Annotated in this window: 3 protein-coding genes; 1 reads left to right on the top strand and 2 read right to left on the bottom strand. The window is 74.7% G+C overall.

Annotated features, from left to right (window positions below):
• Together HY68_RS17035 and HY68_RS17030 are read right to left on the bottom strand one after the other, a co-directional pair.
• Window positions 1-1,071: 4-alpha-glucanotransferase (locus HY68_RS17035; protein ID WP_041989696.1), on the bottom strand; the 1,071-nt coding region annotated here is incomplete at its 3' end.
• A complete protein-coding gene (locus tag HY68_RS17030) occupies window positions 1,072-1,326 on the bottom strand; it encodes a hypothetical protein (protein WP_041989693.1) in 255 nt (84 codons plus the stop codon).
• A gap of 359 nt (window positions 1,327-1,685) precedes the next feature.
• Here HY68_RS17030 and HY68_RS17025 point away from each other — a divergent pair, with 359 nt between their 5' ends.
• Complete coding sequence (locus tag HY68_RS17025) at window positions 1,686-4,685, top strand: beta-N-acetylglucosaminidase domain-containing protein (protein ID WP_041989690.1); 3,000 nt, start codon at window positions 1,686-1,688, stop codon at window positions 4,683-4,685.
• Window positions 4,686-4,850: the final 165 nt, after the last annotated feature.

The raw sequence follows: 4,850 nt of genomic DNA, 5'->3' as shown, positions 1-4,850 counted from the left end.
CCAGGCGAGCCGGGAGTGGAAGTCGACGCGGGGCAGCAGCTCACGGCGGGCGGCCTCGGTCTCGGCCGAGCGGGGGTCGCGGAGCCCGGCCGGCCAGTCGTGCCACTGCGGGCCGTACGCCTCGGCGAGGGCGTACCAGGTGGCGTGGTCCTCCAGGGCCTGGCCCTGGGACGCCAGGAAGGCGTGGTAGTCGGCCGTGCGGCCGGGGCCGAGCGGGACACCGGCCAGGATCTCCAGCGCCTCGCGCTTGAGCAGCCACACGGCGTCGCGGTCGATCAGCGCGCCCTTGTCGAGGACGGCGGAGCGCAGCTCGGCGGCCTTCACCAGCAGCGCGTCGAGCCGCGCGCGGTCGGCGCCCTCGACGTAGGCGTACTCGGGCACCGCCTCGATCCGCAGATGGACCGGGTCGGGGAAGCGCCGGGACGAGGGGCGGTACGGGGAGGGGTCGGTCCGCTCGCCGGGGACGGCCGCGTGCAGCGGGTTGATCTGGACGAATCCGGCGCCCAGGGCCCGCCCCGACCAGCCGGCCAGCTCGGCGAGGTCACCGAGGTCGCCCATGCCCCAGGAACGGCTGGAGAGCAGGGAGTAGAGCTGCACCAGGAAGCCGTGGGTACGGCCGGGCGGCTGCGGCACCGTCTCGGGGGCGGCCACGAGCGCGGCGGCTGCGGTGCGCCCGTCGGGGGCGACGGCCGTGAGCCGGTGCACCCCGAGCGGAAGGGAGGGCCACGTACCGCCTGCGGGCAGCTCCAGGGGATCGCCGGGCGCGGTCTCGGGATCGCGCTCCAGGTCGAGCACCAGCGTCGTACCCGCGGGCAGCGCGCGCACGGCGGCCGGCGGCTCCGGGTGCGCGGCGGCGTCCCACAGCACCAGCGTCGGGGGCAGCAGCAGGCGCGCCGCCGCGCTCTCCGCGCGCGTCAGGGCTTCGTCGACGGCGGCGGGCGTGGACGCGTCGACGCCGAGGGCGGCGAGCACCGCGACGACCGCCTCGTCGGACACCGGGACGTCGACGTCCGGCGAGGGCGAGTAGGAGGTGGCGACGCCGTGCAGTTGGGCGAGCCTGGCCAGGCCCATTCAGACTCCTGGGGACTCCGTGCCGCCGGCCGTGCCCGGCGCGGTCGGCTCACTGGTGAGCGGGGCGGTGTCGGCAAGCGGCGGCTCGCTGGTCAGCGGCGCGGCGTCGGCGAGTGGGGGTTCGCTGGTCAGCGGGCCGGGGACGGCCTGCGGCGGACCCTCCACCACCTGTTTGGACAGGGCCTCTTCGGAAAGGGGCCGTTTGGAACAGCCGGGCGGCACAAGTGCGGATGCGGCCATGACGGCGCCTCCCATGATCGGCGTAAGGGACACAGCAGCCCTACCCAGTGGGCGGAGCCGCAGACGTGTACGGCGGGTGAACGTGTTCCGGCTCACGATCCGTTCCCCCGCGCGTCAGCGCCTGTCACCCGAACGAGACGCGCCGACCGGTCACTTGGACCGTCCGGCCGAACGGACTGCCCGAACCGGGCAGTGGGCCCCAAGTGAACACCCTGCCCTGCACACCGGGCAATTACGACACAGCGGCCACGCACATTGACACCTACCCGCCGGGGTGGTGGGCTCAGTGCCCCTCAGACCCTGTACCGACAGGATCTGACAGGACGCAGGCATGTGACCACGGAGCGGGACTACGGAGCGCGAGGGGATCAGGCGTGCAGCTGGGGCGCAGGAAGCGGACCGCGACGGCCGTCGCCGTCGCGGTGATCGGTGGTCTGCTCGGCGCCGCGCCGGAGGCGTCGGCGGCCCCGCACGACCCGGGTTCGCCGGCCGCGACCACCCCCGACCGGGACGCCGCGCCCGGCGTCCCGGCGGTGTGGCCCAAGCCGCAGACGATCCGGGCTGCGGGCCAGGCGGTGCCGCTGGGTGACGAGGTCGCCGTCGTGGCGGCCGCGGACGCCGACCCGTACGCCGTCGAAGCGGTGAAACACCTGCTGAGCCAGGCGGGCGCGCGGATCGTACGGACCCTTCCCTCGGCCGCCGCCGCTGCCTCGGTGCCGGGCCCTGTCGTCCTGATGGGCGGTACGGAAGCGCGGAGCGCGCTGCGCGCCCTGCGCGCGCCCGAGAGCGCCGATCTCCCGTCCGGCGGCTACCGGATCGCCGTCGGCGGTGTCGCGGGGCGCGGCACGATCGCACTGGACGGCGTCGGTGACGACGGGCTGTTCCACGCGGCGCAGACGCTGCGCCAGCTCGTGGTGAAGCAGCCCGCGGGCCCTGTGGTCCCGGGCGTCGTCGTACGCGACTGGCCGGGCACGGCGGTGCGCGGCACGACGGAGGGGTTCTACGGCACGCCCTGGGACCAGCGGCAGCGGCTGGCGCAGCTCGACTTCATGGGCCGCACGAAGCAGAACCGCTATCTGTACGCGCCGGGCGACGACCCGTACCGGCAGGCGCAGTGGCGTGATCCGTACCCGGCGGCGCAGCGGGCCGACTTCCGCGCGCTCGCGGAGCGGGCCCGTGCCAACCATGTGACGCTCGCCTGGGCCGTCGCCCCCGCGCAGGCGATGTGCCTGGCGTCGGACAAGGACGTCAAGGCGCTCAACCGCAAGATCGACTCGATGTGGGCGCTCGGGGTGCGCGCCTTCCAGTTGCAGTTCCAGGACGCGAGTTACAGCGAGTGGCACTGCGACGACGACGCGGACACCTACGGCTCGGGCCCCGAGGCGGCGGCCAGGGCGCACGCGCGCGTGGCCAACGCGGTGGCGGCCCACCTCGCGCAGCGCCATCCCGGGGCGGAACCGCTCGGGTTGATGCCGACCGAGTACTACCAGGACGGCGCGACCGCCTACCGCACCGCGCTCGGCAAGGCGCTGGACGGCCGGGTGCAGGTCGCCTGGACGGGCGTCGGGGTGGTCCCCCGCACCATCACCGGGCGTGAACTGGCGGGCGCGCGTGCCGCGTTCCAGCATCCGCTGGTCACGATGGACAACTACCCGGTCAACGACTACGAGCAGGGGCGGCTCTTCCTCGGCCCGTACACCGGCAGGGAGCCCGCCGTCGCGGGCGGTTCCGCGGCGCTGCTCGCCAACGCCATGCAGCAGCCCGCGATTTCCCGTATCCCGCTGTTCACCGCGGCCGACTACGCCTGGAACCCGCGGGACTACCAGCCCGACGCGTCCTGGCACGCGGCGATAAGCGATCTGGCGGGCGGGGACGTCAAGGCGCGTGAGGCGCTGACGGCGCTCGCGGGCAACGACTCGTCGTCCATTCTGAGTTCGACGGAGTCGGGCTATCTCAAGCCGCTGCTGGCCGACTTCTGGCGCACCCGTACGTCCTCGGAGACCGACCCGAAGGTGCGGGACAGCGCGGCGGCGCGGCTGCGGGCCGCCTTCACGGTGATGCGGGAGGCCCCGCTGCGGCTCGCGGCGACCGCCGACGGGCGGCTCGACGCCGAGACGCAGCCGTGGATAGAGCAACTGTCGCGCTACGGCAGGGCGGGCGAACTCGCCGTCGACATGCTCCAGGACGAGGCGCGTGGCGAAGGCTCGTCCGCCTGGCAGTCGTCGCTGGAACTCGACCCGCTGCACAAGGCGGTCAAGGCGAGCCGGGTGAAGGTCGGCACGGGCGTGCTGGACCCGTTCCTCGACCGCGCGGTCAAGGAGTCGTCGGCCTGGACGGGCGCGGGCAGGCCCGACGGCAAGGACGTCACCAGATCGGTGCACGCGTACACCGTCGACATCGGCAAGGTCCGCCCGCTCACCACGGTGAACACCATGACCGAGCCGGGGACGGGCGCGGGCGCGAGCGTCCAGGCGCATGTCCCCGGTGAGGGCTGGCGCACGCTGGGCCCGCTCTCGGCGACCGGCTGGACGCAGACGGACGCCAAGGGCGTACGGGCCGACGCGGTGCGGATCTCCTGGCAGGGCGCGGGCCCCAACAACGGCGTGTCGGGTCCCGGGACCACGGCCCCCGCGGTGCGCAGGGTGGTGCCCTGGTTCGGCGACGGGCCGCGGGCCAGTCTGGATCTGGCGCGCGGCGAGACGGACGCGGAGATCGGCGGCGGCCCGCAGAAGGTCGAGGCGCGGCTGGCGGCCGAGAGCCCGGGGGCGGTGCGGGGCGCGCTGACGGCCAAGGCGCCTTCCGGCATTCGGGTGAAAGTACCCAAGGAGACGACGGTCCCGCGCGGGCTCGGCACGACCGTTCCGGTGGAGGTCGCGGTCGAGCCCGGCACACCGGCGGGTACGTACGAGGTGCCGCTGACGTTCCACGGCGAACAGCGGACGCTGACGGTCCGGGCCTCGCCCCGTACCGGCGGCCCCGACCTGACCCGCGCGGCCGGTGCCACGGCCATGTCGTCCGGCGACGAGACGCCCGATTTCCCGGCGTGGCAGGCGATCGACGGCGACCCGGCCACCCGCTGGTCGTCCCCCGTCGAGGACGGCGCCTGGTGGCAGGTGGAGCTGGCGGCGCCCGCCCGGGTCGGCCAGGTCGTCCTGCGCTGGCAGGACGCCTACGCCGCCCGCTACCGCATCCAGGTGTCGGCCGACGGCCGGTCCTGGCGTACGGCGGCGACCGTCACCCAGGGCAAGGGCGGCCGGGAGGCGATCGGCATGGACGCGAAGGACACCCGCTTCGTACGGGTGCAGGGCGACGCGCGCGCCACGCAGTACGGCTACTCGCTGTTCTCGGTCGAGGCGTACGCGGTGGCGAAGTAACGCGCCCCCCGACCGACGACACCCCCTCCTGCGCCCGGCGGGTCCCTGTCCCACGTGGGCGGCGGGTATGTGGGTGCGTGCGGGTCGGGGCCGCGTCCCAGGCGTGAACGCCCGGCCGCCGTCCCCCGGTGGTCAGGCACACCCGTGTGCCGACCGGCGGGACTG

It is taken from the genome of Streptomyces sp. AcH 505 (assembly GCF_000818175.1).
Classification (GTDB): domain Bacteria; phylum Actinomycetota; class Actinomycetes; order Streptomycetales; family Streptomycetaceae; genus Streptomyces.
Note: the sequence above shows the minus strand (reverse complement) of the source record. Positions and strands in the feature narration are given on the sequence as shown.

What these genes read in the sequence shown, in the direction of transcription:
- HY68_RS17030 (WP_041989693.1), bottom strand. Translation starts at nt 1,326, where the DNA reads ATGGGAGGCGCCGTCATGGCCGCATCCGCACTTGTGCCGCCCGGCTGT.